Here is an 18031-nt window from a genome sequence, read left to right as displayed (position 1 = left end):
ATTTAGAATCATGTTATAACAACATAAAATATGAAACCAATTATTAGTATTATCATGGGTTCTACAAGCGACCTGCCCGTTATGGAAAAGGCTTGTAAGTGGTTGAATGATCAGAAGATACCTTTTGAGCTCAATGCCCTGTCAGCGCACCGCACGCCGGATGAGGTGGAGAATTTTGCAAAACAAGCCAAAGGGCGCGGCATCAAGGTGATTATTGCCGGTGCCGGAATGGCTGCTGCCCTGCCGGGTGTTATTGCAGCATCTACCCCCCTGCCTGTGATTGGCGTGCCCATCAAGGGTATGCTCGATGGCCTTGATGCCATGTTGAGCATCATTCAGATGCCACCGGGCATTCCTGTGGCTACGGTTGGCGTGAACGGCGCACAGAATGCGGCCATCCTCGCTGCTGAAATGATTGCCCTTGGCGATGATGAGATCGCTGCAAAAGTAGAGGCCTGGAAGGCCGGACTGGGCAGCAAGATCACGAAGGCAAATGCCGATTTGGCTGCCATCAAGGACTATGAGTACAAGTGTAACTAAAGGGTAGGGGAGAGGTGGTTGCGGCAACACCCTTCTTCCCTGTTTTCAAAACAATAGAATGATAGACCTGTTTAATTATCGTCGTCGCTCCTCTTCGGTCGTCCACGTCGGTGCTATCGACATGGGGGGCGACAATCCGGTGCGCATACAGTCGATGACAACGACCAACACCAACGACACCGAGGCATGTGTGGCGCAGGCGGAGCGAATCATCAAGGCCGGCGGAGAACTTGTGAGACTCACCACGCAAGGCATTCGCGAGGCTGAGAATCTGAGAAATATCAATGCAGCCCTGCGCCAAGCGGGTTTCTCCACACCGTTGGTGGCCGATGTTCATTTCAATCCCAAGGTGGCTGACGTGGCTGCCTGCTATGCCGAGAAAGTGCGCATCAATCCTGGAAACTATGTGGATCCGGCTCGGAAATTCATCCGGCAGGAATATACGGATGAGGAATATGCGCGTGAACTCAAGAAGATAGAAGAGCGTTTCGTGCCCTTCCTCAATATTTGCAAGGCGAACCATACGGCTATCCGCATTGGCGTGAACCATGGTTCGCTGTCCGACCGCATCCGCAATCGCTATGGCGACACGCCCGAGGGAATTGTGGAGAGCTGTTTGGAATTCCTGCGTATCTGCAAAACGCAGCACTTCGACGATGTTGTGATATCCATTAAGTCGAGCAATACAGTCGTGATGGTGCAATCGGTGCGGCTTCTTGTCGGCAAGATGGAAGAAGAAGATATGCACTATCCGCTCCATTTGGGAGTGACGGAGGCTGGCGAGGGCGAAGACGGCCGCATCAAAAGTGCCGTGGGAATAGGAGCCTTGCTGGCTGACGGCATTGGCGATACCATTCGTGTGTCGCTCTCGGAAGAGCCTGAAGATGAGATCCCTGTGGCTCGGCATCTTGTGGATTATATTGGCAGGAAGGCCGGACAACTGGTTATCCCCGGACAGGCATATGCCGGATTCGACTGGCTTCATCCCACCCGGAGACCGACTAATCCGGTTGGTAATATCGGAGGGGAGCAGGCTCCGGTGGTGATTGTGAGCGACCGACAGGAAGAATCCCATTCTTCTCCGGATTCCGCTGACGGCATGATGGAACAGAAACCGACAGCAGACTATATCTATGTGGGTGGGAAAGAACCCGTAAATCCCAAGCCGGGACAAAAGTATATTGTCGATTATCAGCTTTATATCAAACGGATGCAAACTTCGTCTTCGACTCTAAACGATCGGGAGGAAGCTTCTATTTCCGGAGGAGGAAGGCCGGAAATGGCGATGTTCCCTATCTTCCCCGTTACTGCCATGCCGTTTATCGGAATGGTTAAAGCCGATATCAAGTTCTTGGTTGTCCAGTTCGGAACGCCTGTGGAGGAGTATATTTCTTGTTTGAAAGCCCATCCTGAGGTCGTGGTGATTAGCACAAGCAACCACCAGAACAGGCTTGGCGAGCAGCGTGCGCTGGTGCATGAGATGATGACGGCAGGCGTGAGAAATCCGGTTGTCTTTGCCCAAATGTACCGGTTGAACGATAAGGATGAGTTCCAGTTGCAATCGGCAGCCGATATGGGCGCGCTGATGATGGACGGACTGACCGACGGTATCTGGTTGATGAACGATGGAAGAATCGCTGATGAGGAAATCGAGGAAACCGCTTTCGGCATTCTTCAGGCCGGCCGACTTCGCACGACACGTACCGAATACATCAGTTGTCCGGGTTGTGGGCGCACCCTTTATGACTTGCGCACGACGATAGCCAGGATTAAAGAGGCCACAAAAGAGTTGAAAGGGCTGAAGATTGGCATCATGGGATGCATTGTCAACGGTCCCGGCGAGATGGCTGATGCCGACTATGGCTATGTCGGAGCCGGACCCGGGAAGGTGTCGTTATACCGCAAGCAGGAATGTGTGGAGCATAATATTCCCGAGGAAGATGCCGTGGATCGCCTGTTGAAACTCATTCGTGACGACCGAAAAAAGGAGTAGGGCGACCGAAGCCGGAAGGCGTACAGACCCAATAACCCCATAGAAAATAACCTCGCTGTCGATCCGGACAGCTGCAACCATCCCATGCTATGCACGAAAGAACGATAAAAGAAATAGATCTCAAGGGCACGTATTTGCCTTCAGAGTCGCGCTATGATGATGCCGACAAGCTCTATAACCGCTGTGGACGGTCGGGCGTCAAGTTGCCCAAGGTGAGCCTTGGTTTTTGGCACAACTTTGGAGGAGTGGATGCTTACGAGCGTTCCAGAGCCATCACGCATTATGCTTTCGACCATGGCATTACGCATTTCGACCTCGCCAATAACTACGGCCCACCGTATGGGTCGGCTGAGGAAACCATGGGTCGGCTCATGGATGATGACTTCCGCCCCTACAGAGATGAGCTTTTTATATCCACCAAGGCCGGCTACGACATGTGGCCGGGACCGTATGGCAACTGGGGTTCACGCAAATACCTCATGGCAAGCCTTGAACAGAGTCTCCGGAGAATGCACCTTGACTATGTCGACTTGTTCTATAGTCATCGTTTCGACCCCGAAACCCCATTGGAAGAAACCCTGCAAGCCCTTGTCGATATTGTCCGTCAGGGCAAGGCGCTCTATGTGGGAATCTCGCGCTGGCCATTAGAGGCCTTGCAAAAGGCTGACGAATACTTACGTGCCCACGACGTACCGTTGCTCATTTTCCAGGATAGACTCAACCTCCTCGACCGTGAACCCATCAACAAGGGCACACTCGACTATTGCCGGGAGCATGGCATCGGCTTCATCAGCTTTTCACCATTGGCACAGGGTCTGCTCACCGACCGTTACCTGAATGGCATTCCCAGTGATTCCCGAATGGCTCGGGGACAGTTTCTCACCCAAGATAAACTAACGCCTGAACTCCTTGATTATCTCCAAAAACTCAACCAAACGGCAACAGAAAGGGGTGAATCCTTAGCCGGAATGGCACTGGCCTGGATTCTCCAACAGCCCGGTGTGACGAGTGTCTTGGTTGGGGCCAGCAGCACAGCACAGCTGGAAAAGAACATGGAATGTGTTCAGGCGAAACCAATTCAACAACTTTCGATGTAACAAAACCCACAAGGTTACGTCTAAACAAATAGAACAGCGATGGATGCCTCCGAATTCAAACAGATCTTTCTACCCTGTCATCGTCGTATGTATGCGACGGCATGGCGATTGACCGGCAATCAGCAGGCAGCCGAAGACCTCGTCCAGGACGCGATGATGCGACTGTGGACGAAGCGCGACAAACTTACGGTTCCCGACAATGCGGCAGCCTTTGCCGTGACCACCATGCGCAATCTCTTCTATGATCAGCACCGCAAGAAGCGGTTGAAAGAAAACGATGAGGAGCCGGCCGACCATCAGATGCGCACTGAGTACGATGCCAGCGATGAACTGGCAACCAAGCAGGAAGCCTCCATGGTGCTTGAAATCATTAGGGAATTACCCGAAAGGCAACAGCTGATCATCACACTTCACGACATCAACGACCTCACATACGAGGAAATAGAGCAACACACGAGGCTTAATGCGGTGAACATAAGAGTAGCCCTGAGTAGGGCACGAAAGGCTGTCAGAGAGAAATTAAAGGGCATTAGAACATGATTAATACAAACGTTACCACTATGACAACTGAAGAAGCAAGACATTTGCTCGGAAAATTCTATCATGCTGAGACCACGGCATGGGAGGAGTCTATGCTCAAAAAATTCTTCCAGACCGCTGATACGCCCCGCGACTTAGAAACCGACAAACAGCTTTTCAGTGAGCTCTTCAATGGTCAGGTCGATGTGCCCGAGGGACTTGAAGCTCGTCTGGACAAGGATATAGACCGTTGGAACATGGTGGAGAAAAGCGTATCGCGCCAGTCTCGCGTGGTCAGTCTGCGCTGGATAGCGGGCGTGGCGGCCAGTTTGATGTTGCTTTTTACCTTGGGTACTTATCTCAATAACCGGCCAACCACGGCACGTCCATACGTCAACAATCTCAGGGAAACATACGACAACCCCACCGATGCGGCCGGAGAGACCGAGCGTGCACTCACGAAATTCTCCATCGCCATCAACAAAGGGCTTAACAAAATAAATCAAACCGAAACCACCAAAAGACAATGAAAAGATCCATTTTCATCCTTCTCATGACTGTCCTTTGTGCCATGGGACATGCCCAGAACTCCTTATTCAAGAAATATGAAGACACCAAAGGTGTAAGCACCGTTGTCGTGTCGAAGTCCATGTTGCGCATGATGCCCAATATCAGTGTGGGCAACCGCAACATCAAGCAGATAGCATCGAAGATTGATAACCTTCAGGTGTTGTCATGTGAACGTTCGGCACTCATCTCCAAGATATCCAAAGATGCGCTCGCTATCTATGGCAAGAAACCCTGGGAAGAGGCCATGCGCTATAAGGAGCAAGGTCAAATCACAGTGATCTACATGCGATCATTGGGCAAGGGAAAATACGAATATGTGCTTTACAACACTGAGCAGGGCGAACTGCAAATTATCAGTATCGTGGGCGATATTACCTTGCAGGATATCCGGGCGATAACCGATTGATAGACATCGGGTGGGGCGGCGAATGCCGTGCGTCACCCAACATGGAAAAGGGATATAACGAAAGCCAATCTTTGGATTACGTTATATCCCTTTTCTCATGTCCTATGGGTAGGTCAGTCCACCCTTGCACCGAGTTTTCCCATCCATTTTCCACCTATCATCGTGGCGATGCCGAGAATGATGAAAGGAATGGAGAGTAGCTGCCCCATGTCAAGAAGCATGCCAGACTCGAAGTCCACCTGAATGTCTTTGGTGTATTCGATGAGGAAACGAGCCACAAACACCAATGCGATGCAAAGTCCGAAGAAATAGCCCGTGCCCACCTTCTCGCGTTTTCTGCGGTATACGCCGTAGATGATGAAGAAGAATAGGGCATACGAGAGGGCCTCATAGAGTTGGCCCGGATGGCGCGGATATTGGTCCACGCGTTGGAAAATGAACGCCCATGGCACATCGGTCACCTTGCCGATAATCTCGGAATTCATCAGGTTTCCCAGTCGGATGAACGTCGCTGTGATGCAGGAGCAGATACCCATATTGTCGAGCACCACCCACACCGGCACTTTCGTGTTGCGGCTGTAGAGCCAAATGGCAATGAGCATACCGATCACTCCGCCGTGCGAGGCCAATCCCTCGTAGCCCACAAACTTCCAGGAGCCGTCGGCCAAGTGGCGCATGGGGATAATCATTTCGACGAAATGATCCCACGAGGAGAGGAAATATTCGGGCTGGTAGAACAAACAGTGACCCAGACGGGCACCGATGAGCACGCTCACAAAGATATACAGGAAGAGCGGCTCAAACTTTTCTTCGGCAATCTTTTGTTCCTTATAGAGGCGATGCATGAGCAGATAGCCGAGCAAAAGCCCCATGAGCCAACACATGGAATACCACCGGATGCCGAAGCTCCCGATGTGGAACATCACTTCGCTGGGGTTCCAAACAATGTAAAGTAATTCACAATTCATAATTCATAATTCATAATTAGGCTGACGCTGGGACAATTCAAAATTATTCGCAAGCTCATCAACTCGTCACAATTCACAATTCATAATTAGCCGTGCGGGCTTGATAATTCACAATTCACAATTCATAATTCACAATGAGCCGTGCGGAGAGACAATTCATAATTGTTTTTTCGTTGCCGAATGGCCTAATTGTGAATTGAAAATTGTGAATTTTGAATTGTTAAACATTGAATCTAAAGTGCATGATGTCGCCATCCTGCACCACATAGTCCTTGCCTTCGATGCCGAGTTTACCGGCTTCGCGGATGGCCGCCTCAGAGCCGTAGTGCAGATAATCCTCGTATTTGATGACCTCAGCGCGGATAAATCCCTTTTCAAAGTCGGTGTGGATCACGCCTGCACACTGCGGAGCCTTCCAACCCTTGTGAAATGTCCAGGCCTTCACCTCCATTTCGCCGGCGGTGATAAAGGTCTGCAGGTTGAGCAGACTGTAGGCCTTTTTAATGAGGCGGTTTACGCCACTCTCCTCCAATCCCAGCTCATCGAGAAACAGTTTCTTGTCCTCATAGCTCTCCAGCGAAGCAATGTCTTCCTCCGTCTTGGCAGCAATCACCATGGCTTCAGCCCCTTCTGCTTGAGCCATTTCTTCAATCTTCTTGCTGTATTCGTTGCCGGTCTTGGCACTGACCTCGTCCACATTGCACACATAGAGCACGGGTTTGGTGGTGAGCAAAAACAGGTCGTGGGCTGCCTTTTCCTCCTCGTTGGTATCGAAAGTCACGCTGCGCGCGTTTTTGCCTTGGTCCAGAGCCTCCTTATAGGCTTTCAGCACGGTGACCAGCACCTTAGCATCCTTGTTGCCTGCCGATGCGGCTTTCTCGGTCTTGGCAAGCTGACCCTCAATGGTTTCAAGGTCTTTCAGCTGAAGCTCGGTGTCGATAATCTCCTTGTCGGCAATGGGGTCTACCGCCATGCCGCCCTCGCGCACCACGTTGTCATCGTCGAAACAGCGTATCACGTGGATGATAGCGTCACATTCGCGAATGTTTCCGAGAAACTTGTTGCCCAGCCCTTCACCTTTGGAAGCACCTTTCACCAGTCCGGCGATGTCCACAATCTCGCACGTAGCAGGCACGATGCGCCCCGGATGCACAATCTCGGCGAGCTTCGTCAGTCGCTCGTCGGGAACGGTGATCACACCCAAATTAGGCTCAATCGTACAGAAAGGGAAGTTGGCTGCCTGTGCCTTGGCGCTCGACAGACAGTTGAAAAGCGTAGACTTTCCCACGTTGGGGAGCCCTACGATGCCACATTTTAATGCCATAGCTTATGATAAACGTTTATATTCTAACGTGCAAAGTTACGAAAAAGATTGGGAAACAGGCGAGGGAAAACCTATAAAAGTGCTGGCCGGAAATAAATACCCCTCATGCCGCGACTCGTGTGTCGTGGCTCGAATATGATGTTTTTTGCTTTCCTTGCCAATATTTGTCCGCATTGTTTTTGTTGTTAGTCAGTATTTTTATAATTTTATTCAAAAATCCCGGAGAATGACTAAACTTTGGACATCACTCTTTTGTATCTTGCTCCTTGCAGCCTGTGGCGGCAGGCAACCAAACGACGATGCCACCCGCAGCATGTATTACTGGCGCACCACTTTCCGACTCGATTCTGCCGAGCGTGCCTTCCTTCGCCTGCACAACGTGAAAAAACTCTACGTCAGATATTTCGACGTGACCCCGGACGACGATATGCACCCCATGCCCAATGCCACAATCACCTTTGCCGACACCCTGCCGCAAGGTGTGGAGATTGTGCCCGTGGTGTTTATTGTCAATCGTTTCCGGGCGGGAAGCATTGATGACATAGCCGACCAGGTTTTTCGCCGTATTCTTCAGATGAACGAAACGCACGACATCAAGGGCATCAAGGAGATACAGATAGACTGCGACTGGACCATGAGCACGCAGAAACGCTATTTCAGTATGCTTCGACGCATGCGCGACCTCTGCCATGAGCGTGGACTGACACTGTCGGCCACCATCCGGCTGCACCAGTTGTCGCTCGAAGTTCCGCCTGTGGACAAGGGCACCCTGATGATGTACAACACCGGCGATTTCACCCAACTCTCCGTCCATAAGCCCATTCTCGACATGAAAGACGTGAGACCCTATCTGCACAGTTTGCCCCGATACAAATTGCCCCTCAACGTCGCTTACCCGCTATTCACGTGGCGTGTGCTGTTCCGCGATGGCAAATATGTGGGCATTATGCACGGTGATGACGATTTGCCCATATTGCAGGGCGACAGCGTAGCCACGCGCCGGCCGGAACTTGATGATATCATGGCTGCCCGGCGGGCTGTGGATAGTCTGCGGCCGGAGGCCAACAGCGAGGTGATACTCTATCATCTCAACAACAAGAATATCAACCGTTTTACTCCCAACGACTATGAAAATATCTATCAGCAGCATTAATTTTCGAACAGGATTAGTTACCCTTATTTTGGCCCTTATGCCCTGTCTCGGCGCGATGGCATGCGCATTCGAGTGGTCTACCCACAACTATTACCTTTTCAGCGTGTTTCATCGCAGCTTGATGGGAGATTGTTTCACAACCGAGACCGAGGTGTTTTGGAACAAATACGTCGGCAACGATCCCCGTTTTTCTTCCTATCGGTGGAGCAGGGAGGTGGTGATGGATGTGGCCAAGCGCAGGGGAGACACCGAGATGATGGCCTACCTCAGGTTGCTCAATTCCTACATTGATGCCTCTGTCTTATACGACGCTTGGGAATATCCGTCGAAGGAGAAAATTGCCCAGACCCAGGCTACCATGCGAAAACTTCAGGCTGAGGCCCGAAAATACAAGGGAAGAAGGTTTCGCGCGCAATATATGCTGATGGTGATGCGCACGCATTTCGCCCTGAAACAATATCGCGAGGCCATGAACTGTTGGACGCGACAGGGACAAAAACTGCCACAAAGTGTCTACCGAGACCTGATGCAAAACCTCTATGCGGGCTGTCTCCTGCGCCTTGGGCAACGTCGTGAGGCTGTGGAAATCTATGCTGCGCAGGAAGACTTCGCAAGTTTGCAATACAGCGTGCGCAACTATCGCAACCTTGCCGGTATCAGCAAGGTGTTTGCCGAAAATCCCAATTCGCCCACGTTGCCCTATCTTGTGCAGGACTTTGTGAACAATTTGCAGGAAACGCAGGATGTCTATGCCAACGAATGGCTCTCGAAAGAAGTTTATCCGGAGGATTCCGACAAGGTGAACTGGATTAGGGAGATAGGTGCACAGCCCATCTATAAACCCGAAGCTCGGCAGTTTATCGATTTTGCCCGTAGGGTGGTGGCCGGGGGAAAGAGCCGCACACCCTGCCTGTGGATGTCGGCCATAGGTTGTCTGGAACACCAAATGGGCGACTATCAACAGGCTAAAATAGACCTCGCCAAAGCGCTCACCCTCAACGGAACGCCGCGCATGAAGGACAATGCGCGCGCCATCTATGCGGCCAACTCGGTGTTTGTGGAGCCGATGAAAAAGAAGTATCGTCAATGGATAGCGGCCGAATTGCAGTGGCTTGATGCCAAGTCGAAGCAAGATATAACCGACAGCGTGCTGACCGACGACCACTATCGCGACGTGAAAGAACGCATTGTGTACAACGGATTGGTGCCCCGCTATTTCAAATCGGGCGACCACACGATGGCCATGGCGATGCTCTGCATGATGGATAACGAGTTCAATCGCATTGTGGGTATGCCCAACTGGCGGCATCCCGACTTCAAGGCCGCCGACAAGCCATGGAACTCAGACTATTTTGGCGAGTATTTCGAGGCTCTCGACAGCGTTAATGTGGAGCAGCTCAAGCATTACGCGCGTTTCCTCAGCAAGAAGCCCAAGGATGCCCTGCAACGCTATGTGTGGGCCAAATGCTATCGCGATGCCGATTATTACAACGACCTGATCGGCACCAAACTCATGGCAAGGGGGAGGTTTGCCGAGGCCATTCCCTATCTTGAAAAGGTGAGTATGGCCTTTCTCAACACTCAGAACATCGTGCCCTATGTCCGTCATTGCAGCTATGAGACGGAGCGGTGGCTGTCCAAACAGAAAGCGGAGGACGAGTTTGAGGGTTACATGCCCCTGCTTACCACAAACCGGAAAGTGGAGTTTTGCCGTCATATTCTTGCTGCGCAGCATCTTTATCGCAACATGCGCCCATCGGAGCAGCGTCTCGAAAAGGCCTACGAACTGGCCTCGCTCTATTATCAGGCCAGTTATCTGGGCGACTGCTGGTGGCTCACGCAGTATGGTCTCAGCTCTGCGCAAGACAGCACCAAGACGGGCAACATGGACTTCGTGGCCCATGCCATCAACCTGTTGGAAGAGAGTGTGTGCTCGACAGACTTCTCGTTGAAGCAGAAAAGCCTTTACGCCCTGGCCTTTATTCCGCAGGATTCGTGGTATGAGAAAGGGTGGGACGGCACCATCGGGGTGTATCACGACCTTGGTAATCTTTCCGTGCGTCCTGCTTCGCGACAATACCGAGCCATGATGCGACTCGCGGAGTTTGCGCACGACAATGCCGAGCGCATTGCTCCTTATGTTTCCCATTGTGAGGAACTCAAGGCTTTCGAGCGAACCAGACTGACGTTTCCCGTCTCATTTTTTCGTTACGATAATGCGCGATATGTCAAATAGAATGACAAAATTCCGGTGATTTTTTTCGGAGCATCCAGAGAAAAATGAGCCATGTTTTGACGGCCAAAATATGTTCCGACCGTCAGAAAAATTCTGTGGAAATGCGATTAAGCCTTTTTGGCGGTGCGGATAAGGCTTAACGGCACGGCGACAAAGGCCGTATCGCATGACGAATAAGCCCTCATCGCAGTGCCATTAGATATGCAACCGCGATGGGTAAAATAAGACTTTTAAGTCTGTTTTTACTAAGTGCCTGATGGATAGATTGTTACAAACAGGCGCAATTTTCTCGTATTTCGAGCTCCGGGATATTTATTTTAGAATACGCGAAGCATAACGGGGTGTTTGTCAAGAAAATTAGCATAGTTCTAATGCTTTCGGAATTTATCTCCGTCGTTGTTTGTAACCATTCAAAAACACTCCACACCGTCTCTTCTATAGGAGGGTGGAGTGGAGTGTTTTGTTAGGTTGGGATAGAACTTCTATTTCTGAATATATTTCTTTCCGTTCTTAATAACGATGCCTTTGTAGCTCTCGTTCACACGACGGCCGCTGAGGTCGTATGCTTTGCCATCGCCTGCCCGGTCGGCAGTCTTCACGTTGTCAATACCTGTAGTCTTGCTTGTGAAATAACCCGTGAAGGGGTTAGCCATCTCAATGCCGGTTTTGTATTCGTTGAACGAAGTGTTGGTTCCTTTCAGTTGTCTACAGTATTGAAACATCCCTTCATCTTTAACATTTTGGCCAACCTCCCAGTTACTCTTGCAGAAAATAGTGGTTAGGGAAGTGCAGTATCGAAACATGTCGCACATGTTGGTGACGTTTTGGGTATTGATGTTGCTTAGGTCAAGTGATGTCAATGCCTGGCAGCCATAGAACATGCCACCCATGTTGGTGACGTTTTCGGTATTGAAGTTGCTTACATCGAGTGATGTCAATGCCTGGCAGCCATAGAACATGCCACCCATGTTGGTGACGTTTTCGGTATTGAAGTTGCTTACATCGAGTGATGTCAATGCCTCGCAGCGAGCGAACATGCCACTCATGTCGGTGACGTTTTGGGTATTAAAGTTGCTTACATCGAGCGAAGTCAATGCCTTGCAGTCAGAGAACATTGCGTCCATGTAGGTAACGTTTTGGGTGTTGAAATTGCTCAGATCGAGCGATGTCAATGCCTGGCAGCCAGAGAACATGTAGTTTATGTCGGTGACGTTTTGGGTGTTGAATTTGCTCACATCGAGCGATGTCAATCTCCAGCAGCGCATGAACATGCGGTTCATGTTGGTGACGTTTTGGGTATTAAATTTGCTCACATCGAGCGATGTCAATGCCTCGCAGCTATAGAACATGCCCATCATGTCGGTGACGTTTTGGGTATTGAAATTGCTCAAGTCGAGCGATGTCAATGCTTTGCAACCATCGAACATGTATCTCATGTTGGTGACGTTTTGGGTATTAAATTTGCTTACATCGAGCGATGTCAATGCCCTACAGTAAGAGAACATGCCGCTCATGTTGGTGACGTTTTGGGTGTTGAAATTGCTCAGGTCGAGCGATGTCAATGCCCTACAGCAAGAGAACATTCTGCCCATGTTGGTGACGTTTTGGGTTTTGAATTTGCTCACATCGAGCGATGTCAATGTCTCGCATAATTCGAACATGTTTCTCATGTTGGTGACGTTTTGGGTATTGAAGTTGCTCAGATCGAGCGATGTCAATGCCCTACAGTAAGAGAATATGCCGCTCATGTTGGTGACGTTTTGGGTATTAAATTTGCTCACATCGAGCGATGTCAATGCCTGGCAGTTATAGAACATGTAGCTTATGTTGGTGACGTTTTGGGTATTGAAGTTGCTCACATCGAGCGATCTCAATGCCTGGCAGCCAAAGAACATGTAGCTCATGTTAGTGACGTTTTGGGTATTGAAATTGCTCAGATCGAGCGATGTCAATGCCTGGCAGTTACGGAACATGCCGCTCATGTAGGTGACTTTTTGGGTATTGAAGTTGCTCACATCGAGCGATGTCAATGCCTGGCAGCCAGAGAACATGCTACCCATGACGGTGACGTTTTGGGTATTGAATTTGCTCAGATCGAGCGATGTCAATGTTTCGCAACTATCGAACATGCTTCTCATGTCAGTGACTTTTTCGGTGTTAAGGTTTCGTATGCCTTTGATGTCCTGCAAATTGATGCAACATCGGAACCAAGAGTAGGTGCTGGAGGGACGGTACCCGGAAAAGGAGGCATCGAACACAACGTGCTTGATATTTTCCTGAGGATTACTATCATCACCTGCCCAAGCGGGTCTCTCCCAAAGTTTGGGCATGTCGTAGATGCGTTCATAATTCTGATGGGTGGGACGCTGATTGTCATAATAAAAAGTGAGCGTCTCGTCGGATGTTAATACGGCATAAGCTTCTTGTGCTATCGCAGGCAGGCTACCCGTGACCGCCAAAAGAGCGACGAGGAGTGAAAGTAGATAATTTCTCATAATGATGGTTTTAGATGAATAAAAATAGGTCATCCGTCCGTCTTGTTTCCCAAAGGGGGCTTGGGCAAACTCGTGACCGCGATTAACTATCAATTGCGGATTGCAGTAAACATTCATCTTTTCGTGAACAGATGATGTTCCTGCATCGGAAATCTCACCTTAGCCATATCGGTTGCGTGTCGCAGAAGGTGAATACGAATACAAAATTAAATATAAAAACCAGAAAAACAACGGTTTACCCTAAAATATTTGAATGATTAATCGTTTCAAGTGAGTGAGCCGCCACCTACATTAGAAAATGAGATTGAGCGTCATGTTATTTTGCAGATATTCTAAAGGTGTACACAGCGTGTAGTTAAAAATCACTATATTTGCAGCTGCAACCCTTTAATCTCAAAACATTGATAGAAAAATCTGATTCCGACCGTCAGCGAGAACATTCCATATATCGTGTTACCATAGCCGGAAGCATCATCAACTCGGTGCTGCTGGTGCTTAAGTTCGTGTCGGGCATTGTGGGCGGGTCGGCTGCTATGATAGCCGACGCTGTGCATTCGCTGTCCGATTTCCTGACCGATATCGTGGTGCTGGTGTTTGTCAAGCTCAGCAACCGGCCGAGCGACCACGACCACGATTATGGGCATGGCAAATACGAGACGTTGGCCACAGCCTTTGTCGGACTGGCTCTGATGGCTGTGGGCGTGATGATATGTTACAACGGGGTGATGAAAACGTGGTCGGCCATACAGGGCGAACAGCTTGCCACGCCGGGATGGATAGCATTGGTGGTGGCCTTGTTGAGCATCGTGCTGAAGGAATGGGCTTTTAGGTTTACCAATAGAGTGGGGGAGCGAGTGGAGTCGCAGGCTGTGGTGGCCAATGCGTGGCACCACCGAACGGACGCGTTCTCGTCGATAGGTACGGCCGTAGGCATTGGTGGTGCCATCCTTTTAGGCCCGAAATGGGCGGTGTTGGACCCCTTGGCAGCCATTGTGGTGAGTGTGTTTATCCTGAAAGCAGCCTATGGACTGATCAAGCAATCGACCAGCGAACTGCTCGAGGCCAGCTTGCCCGACAGTCTGGAAAAGGAGATTGTAGCCTTGGTGATGCAGGAGCCGATGGTAGCAGATGTGCACAGCCTGCGCACCCGCAATATCGGCAACCGTATCGCCATAGAAATGCATTTCCGCATGCCAGGCTCCATCTCGCTCTATGAGGCGCATGAACATGCCACGAACATTGAGCGTCGCCTGCACGACAAGTTCGGTCAGAAATCAATCATCACGCTGCACATCGAGCCTGAAAAGGTGAATGGGAAGTATGAGAAGCCTGACAAGATCGTTTCGGGACATGCTGAAAAATACTAATATATTCTGAGTAAGATCGTTTAACTTTTTAAATCGGACTGCGGTTCAACTATCCTGCCATGGCTTTTAATTCCCTGCTGTTTGTCGTTTTTTTCCCCATAGTCTGTCTGCTCTACTATATTCTTCCGTTTAAGCTTCGCAACAGCTATTTGTTGTTGATCAGTTTCCTGTTCTATGCCATTTGGAAACCCGTGTATTTGGTGTTTTTGCTGTGGGTGATACTGGCATCGTTTTTTACGGCCCGCATCTTCGAACGACAACGAAAAATCTCCATTTGGATCGGCGTGACGGTGGTGTTGCTGCCATTGCTCTTTTTTAAATACTATTCGTTTTTCAATCAGGTGTTAAGGGATATGCTCCCGTCTGTCTTTTCGGATATTTCGTTGCCCGGGCTGAATTGGGCTATCCCCATAGGCATTTCGTTTTACACGTTTCAGGCTCTCGGGTACGTATTTGATGTTTACCGGCATCAGATCAAAGCAGAACAAAATCTTCTGCACCACAGTTTGTTTATTTCTTTTTTCCCGCAAATACTCTCAGGGCCGATAAGTCGATATGCCGATCTGATGCCTCAGGTTAAGCAAGTGAGAAGACCGGTTGATACTGGCCTGATGGCTCAAGGGTGTAAATTCATGGTGTGGGGCATGTTTCTGAAGGTTGCTGTGGCCGACAGGTTTGGGTTGTTTGTAGACACGGTGTACGGACAGCCAGACGCCTTCACCGGTCTTACTGTATTTTTTGCCACCCTGTGTTATTCCATACAGATATATACCGATTTCGCGGGTTATTCGCTGCTGGCCATTGGCTGTGCCAATATACTCGGCTTTCGCATTCGCGACAACTTTGCCCGACCGTATTTTTCGTTTGGTTTCGGCGAGTTTTGGCGACGCTGGCACATCACCTTGTCGACATGGTTGCGCGACTATGTGTATATTCCGATGGGAGGGAGCCGGACAAGCCGTTGGAAAATTCGGCGAAATCTACTCGTTACGTTTCTGATCAGTGGACTGTGGCACGGAGCCGCATACACCTATCTGCTGTGGGGTGTCCTGCATGGACTTTTTGTCATCGCGGACAGACGGGTGCGCCAATACAAAGAACGCTGCAACCGGCTGGTAAATGCTGTTGGCATCGTGGTCACGTTTATATTGGCGAGCCTGTTGTGGATTCTGTTTAGGGTGCCTACTGTTCGTGAGGCTTTCCACCTATGCTCGCACATGCTTTCTGACCATAGATTCATATTGCAGATACCGGACAACCGCGATATGAAAGCCACCGTGTTGACCATGGCTGTCATGGGGAGTCTTGTCGTCGCCAAGGATGTGAGAGACGAATGGTTCCCCGCCTTGTTCAAAGGCAGAAAATGGACTGTGCCGGCCATGATTTTCACCGTCGTATTGATACTCTTGTTTGGTGTTTTCGATGCCGGTCAATTCATTTATATTAGTTTTTAATGAGATGAAAAGATTTTTAGTCACTTTGATGGGTGCATTTGCTGTGATATTTGTCCTGGATCGCGCGGTGGGATTCATGCTGAAAACGGGATATGAACATACTCGTTATGGAGCCATTGGAAGGAAAAACGAGATCGTAAACCACGTTAAAAGCGATATCATCATCTTGGGTTCGTCGCGTGCTTTGCATCACTATGTTCCGCAGGTGATCAGCGATTCGACAGGACTAAGCTGCTATAATTGCGGACAGGGAGGGCAGGGGATTATCTATCATTATGCCCTTTTGCGCGCCATGACAGAGCGGTATATGCCCAAAATGATCGTCTACGAATTGACGTATGCATACGATGTGGAAACGTCCGACAACTCGCGTTTCCTTGGCGAAATACGCACCCTGAATCATCGCGGATGTGCCGACTCCATTCTCTATCGGCTTGGAAATATGGAAAAGCTGAAGATGATGAGTCATATTTACCCGTATAACTCGTTGGTTTTTCATATTATAGGAGACGAATGGCAAAAGAAAAACCTGACGGCTCAATATGGTTATATTCCGAAATTCGGTCGGTTGAACCCCGCTTACACCAAGCCCAAGGCACCTACGAAAGACAGCACTGTAGACTCAGTGAAGCTGTCTTTCTTGAAAAAATTTATCAGCGAGTTTGCTCCTCAAACAAAATTAGTTGTTTTCGTGTCGCCTGAATATGAAATCAAGGCAGGCGACAGGAACTATTCCATGGTGCAACAGCTGTGTCAAGAGCATGGTGTTGCTTTTGTGAACCGAAACAGCGACCCCGACATCTCGCACAACCCGTCTCTGTTTATCGACAATGTTCATCTCAACGATGAGGGTGCCACGCGTTACACCCGCTCGATATGCGGCATTATAAGAGATGTCCTGAACGCTGTTCGATGATAAAATTTTGAATTACATCGCGCAGCCCAATTCTGAATTATGAATTGTGAATTGTGAATTGTCCCCGCGCAGCCCAATTATGAATTATGAATTGTGAATTTTGAATTACATCGCGCAGCCCAATTCTGAATTATGAATTGTGAATTTAGAATTATCAATTACTCCGCGCAGCCCAATTGTGAATTATGAATTTTGAATTATGAATTATCAATGTGCTTCCAGCCAATTATCTCCCCATCCTGCCTCGGCGATGAGGGGGACATGGAGAGGATAGGCGCCTTGCATTTCCTCAAGGACGATTTTCTCTACCTTCTCAGCTTCGTCAGGATAGACGGAGAAGTTGAGTTCGTCGTGCACTTGGAGTATCATACGCGAGCGGATTCCCTCCTTTTTGAAGCGCTTCCAGATTCGTATCATGGCGAGTTTGATGATGTCGGCCTCACTGCCCTGTATCGGGGCGTTGATGGCGTTACGCTCAGCGAAACCGCGTACAGTGCCGTTTTTGGAGTTGATGTCGGGCAGATAGCGCCGGCGGCCGAACAGTGTCTCGGCGTATCCGCGTTCGCGAGCTATCTCCTTCGCTTTCTCCATATACTCCTTCACCTTTGGGAAGGTAGTGAAATAATCGTCAATGAGCTGGCGTGCCTCACCGTTATCGATGCCCATACGCTGGGCCAATCCGTAGGTCGTGATGCCGTAAATGATACCGAAGTTGGCCTGTTTGGCCTGTTTGCGCTGACTATCGGTCACCTCGTCCATGGCTTCTTTCCAAATCTTAGAGGCCGTAGCACGATGAATATCAAACCCCTCGCGGAAGGCTTCCATCATGTTTTCATCGCAGCTGAGATGCGCCATGATGCGGAGTTCGATCTGACTGTAGTCGGCCGAGAAGAACTTGCAGCTCGGCTCAGGGATGAAACACTTGCGTATCTCCTTGCCATCGTCGTCGCGGACGGGGATGTTCTGTAGGTTGGGATCGCTCGAAGAGAGTCG

Annotated in this window: 15 protein-coding genes; 11 read left to right on the top strand and 4 right to left on the bottom strand. The window is 49.7% G+C overall.

Annotated features, from left to right (window positions below; genetic code table 11):
• The first annotated feature begins 30 nt into the window (after window positions 1-30).
• The 6 genes from purE (at window position 31) to HMPREF0645_RS08865 (ending at window position 5125) form a co-directional block, all read left to right on the top strand.
• Complete coding sequence (purE, locus tag HMPREF0645_RS08890) at window positions 31-540, top strand: 5-(carboxyamino)imidazole ribonucleotide mutase (protein WP_007174640.1); 510 nt, start codon at window positions 31-33, stop codon at window positions 538-540.
• A 58-nt stretch (window positions 541-598) separates the two neighbouring features.
• Window positions 599-2533, top strand: coding sequence for a 4-hydroxy-3-methylbut-2-en-1-yl diphosphate synthase (locus HMPREF0645_RS08885; protein ID WP_007174639.1), 1935 nt, complete (start codon window positions 599-601; stop codon window positions 2531-2533).
• A gap of 89 nt (window positions 2534-2622) precedes the next feature.
• Complete coding sequence (locus HMPREF0645_RS08880) at window positions 2623-3630, top strand: aldo/keto reductase (RefSeq protein ID WP_007174638.1); 1008 nt, start codon at window positions 2623-2625, stop codon at window positions 3628-3630.
• A gap of 39 nt (window positions 3631-3669) precedes the next feature.
• A complete protein-coding gene (locus tag HMPREF0645_RS08875; RefSeq protein WP_007174637.1) occupies window positions 3670-4170 on the top strand; it encodes an RNA polymerase sigma factor in 501 nt (166 codons plus the stop codon).
• Window positions 4171-4190: 20 nt separating this feature from the next.
• On the top strand, window positions 4191-4679 hold the full coding sequence (locus HMPREF0645_RS08870; protein ID WP_044123535.1) for a hypothetical protein: 489 nt from the start codon (window positions 4191-4193) through the stop codon (window positions 4677-4679).
• Entirely contained in the window at window positions 4676-5125 is a 450-nt protein-coding gene (locus HMPREF0645_RS08865) for a DUF4252 domain-containing protein (protein ID WP_007174635.1), read from the top strand. The genes HMPREF0645_RS08870 and HMPREF0645_RS08865 overlap by 4 nt, the downstream gene beginning before the upstream one ends.
• A gap of 113 nt (window positions 5126-5238) precedes the next feature.
• Here the strand turns inward: HMPREF0645_RS08865 and lgt are convergent, their stop codons facing one another.
• The gene (gene lgt, locus HMPREF0645_RS08860) at window positions 5239-6093 is read right to left on the bottom strand and encodes a prolipoprotein diacylglyceryl transferase (protein WP_044123489.1); all 855 of its coding nucleotides are present in this window, start codon (window positions 6091-6093) and stop codon (window positions 5239-5241) included.
• Between the two features lie 220 nt (window positions 6094-6313).
• Complete coding sequence (gene ychF / locus HMPREF0645_RS08855; protein WP_007174633.1) at window positions 6314-7417, bottom strand: redox-regulated ATPase YchF; 1104 nt, start codon at window positions 7415-7417, stop codon at window positions 6314-6316.
• A 226-nt stretch (window positions 7418-7643) separates the two neighbouring features.
• Between ychF and HMPREF0645_RS08850 the strand changes: the two genes are divergently transcribed.
• Both HMPREF0645_RS08850 and HMPREF0645_RS08845 read left to right on the top strand, forming a co-directional pair.
• Window positions 7644-8570, top strand: coding sequence for a hypothetical protein (locus HMPREF0645_RS08850; RefSeq protein ID WP_007174632.1), 927 nt, complete (start codon window positions 7644-7646; stop codon window positions 8568-8570).
• Window positions 8545-10806 (top strand): hypothetical protein, encoded by a 2262-nt coding sequence (locus HMPREF0645_RS08845; RefSeq protein WP_007174631.1) that lies wholly within the window; start codon window positions 8545-8547, stop codon window positions 10804-10806. Before HMPREF0645_RS08850 ends, HMPREF0645_RS08845 begins: the two co-directional genes overlap by 26 nt.
• A gap of 482 nt (window positions 10807-11288) precedes the next feature.
• Here HMPREF0645_RS08845 and HMPREF0645_RS08840 read toward each other — a convergent pair whose 3' ends face one another.
• Window positions 11289-13301, bottom strand: coding sequence for a BspA family leucine-rich repeat surface protein (locus HMPREF0645_RS08840; RefSeq protein ID WP_044123534.1), 2013 nt, complete (start codon window positions 13299-13301; stop codon window positions 11289-11291).
• A gap of 404 nt (window positions 13302-13705) precedes the next feature.
• Here HMPREF0645_RS08840 and HMPREF0645_RS08835 point away from each other — a divergent pair, with 404 nt between their 5' ends.
• Genes HMPREF0645_RS08835 through HMPREF0645_RS08825 form a run of 3 tightly spaced genes read left to right on the top strand, consistent with a single transcriptional unit; the run spans window position 13706 to window position 17038 of the window.
• The gene (locus HMPREF0645_RS08835; RefSeq protein WP_044123533.1) at window positions 13706-14668 is read left to right on the top strand and encodes a cation diffusion facilitator family transporter; all 963 of its coding nucleotides are present in this window, start codon (window positions 13706-13708) and stop codon (window positions 14666-14668) included.
• 59 nt (window positions 14669-14727) lie between these two features.
• A complete protein-coding gene (locus tag HMPREF0645_RS08830) occupies window positions 14728-16122 on the top strand; it encodes an MBOAT family O-acyltransferase (RefSeq protein WP_007174627.1) in 1395 nt (464 codons plus the stop codon).
• 4 nt (window positions 16123-16126) lie between these two features.
• A complete protein-coding gene (locus HMPREF0645_RS08825; RefSeq protein WP_156777895.1) occupies window positions 16127-17038 on the top strand; it encodes a PLP-dependent aminotransferase family protein in 912 nt (303 codons plus the stop codon).
• 207 nt (window positions 17039-17245) lie between these two features.
• Here HMPREF0645_RS08825 and HMPREF0645_RS08820 read toward each other — a convergent pair.
• Window positions 17246-18031 (bottom strand): DNA polymerase (locus HMPREF0645_RS08820; protein WP_007174625.1); only part of this gene is annotated, 786 nt, incomplete at its 5' end.

Origin of the sequence: Hallella bergensis DSM 17361, from assembly GCF_000160535.1 — a bacterium.
Lineage (GTDB): Bacteria > Bacteroidota > Bacteroidia > Bacteroidales > Bacteroidaceae > Prevotella > Prevotella bergensis.
Note: the sequence above shows the minus strand (reverse complement) of the source record. Positions and strands in the feature narration are given on the sequence as shown.

Bases quoted from the DNA above. Each gene is read 5' to 3' on its own strand.
- purE (WP_007174640.1), top strand. From the start codon at position 31: ATGAAACCAATTATTAGTATTATCATGGGTTCTACAAGCGACCTGCCC.
- HMPREF0645_RS08885 (WP_007174639.1), top strand. From the start codon at position 599: ATGATAGACCTGTTTAATTATCGTCGTCGCTCCTCTTCGGTCGTCCAC.
- HMPREF0645_RS08880 (WP_007174638.1), top strand. From the start codon at position 2,623: ATGCACGAAAGAACGATAAAAGAAATAGATCTCAAGGGCACGTATTTG.
- HMPREF0645_RS08875 (WP_007174637.1), top strand. From the start codon at position 3,670: ATGGATGCCTCCGAATTCAAACAGATCTTTCTACCCTGTCATCGTCGT.
- HMPREF0645_RS08870 (WP_044123535.1), top strand. From the start codon at position 4,191: ATGACAACTGAAGAAGCAAGACATTTGCTCGGAAAATTCTATCATGCT.
- HMPREF0645_RS08865 (WP_007174635.1), top strand. From the start codon at position 4,676: ATGAAAAGATCCATTTTCATCCTTCTCATGACTGTCCTTTGTGCCATG.
- lgt (WP_044123489.1), bottom strand. From the start codon at position 6,093: ATGAATTGTGAATTACTTTACATTGTTTGGAACCCCAGCGAAGTGATG.
- ychF (WP_007174633.1), bottom strand. From the start codon at position 7,417: ATGGCATTAAAATGTGGCATCGTAGGGCTCCCCAACGTGGGAAAGTCT.
- HMPREF0645_RS08850 (WP_007174632.1), top strand. From the start codon at position 7,644: ATGACTAAACTTTGGACATCACTCTTTTGTATCTTGCTCCTTGCAGCC.
- HMPREF0645_RS08845 (WP_007174631.1), top strand. From the start codon at position 8,545: ATGAAAATATCTATCAGCAGCATTAATTTTCGAACAGGATTAGTTACC.
- HMPREF0645_RS08840 (WP_044123534.1), bottom strand. From the start codon at position 13,301: ATGAGAAATTATCTACTTTCACTCCTCGTCGCTCTTTTGGCGGTCACG.
- HMPREF0645_RS08830 (WP_007174627.1), top strand. From the start codon at position 14,728: ATGGCTTTTAATTCCCTGCTGTTTGTCGTTTTTTTCCCCATAGTCTGT.
- HMPREF0645_RS08825 (WP_156777895.1), top strand. From the start codon at position 16,127: ATGAAAAGATTTTTAGTCACTTTGATGGGTGCATTTGCTGTGATATTT.